Origin of the sequence: Paraburkholderia sp. J10-1, from assembly GCF_905220165.1 — a bacterium.
Lineage (GTDB): Bacteria > Pseudomonadota > Gammaproteobacteria > Burkholderiales > Burkholderiaceae > Paraburkholderia.
On record NZ_CAJMYW010000091.1, the window covers coordinates 1 to 284 of the forward strand.

The 284-nt window shown below is 64.1% G+C and carries 1 pseudogene; it reads right to left on the reverse strand.

The window, feature by feature from the left end:
• Positions 1–284, reverse strand: a pseudogene (locus U5A65_RS40855) (hopanoid biosynthesis associated radical SAM protein HpnJ); the annotation flags it as partial.

Here is a 284-nt window from a genome sequence, read left to right on the forward strand (position 1 = left end):
GCAGGCGCAGGCCGTTCTCCTTCATCACCTTCAGCGTCTTGTACGGCACGTTCGCCTTCGCGTTGCACGACCACGTCATGCCGAGCTTGCCAAGGCCAATCGCAATCGCTTCGGCGCGCGGCAGGTCGTCGGTGAAGGTGTCGTCGTCGAACATCAGCTCCTTCACTTCCGGCATGTTGTCGCGGATCCACTTCGCTTCCGCCAGCACGTTCTCGACCGAGCGCGTGCGGTAGCGGTGGCCGCTCACCGTCTGCGGCCACAGGCAGAACGTGCAGCGCGACTTG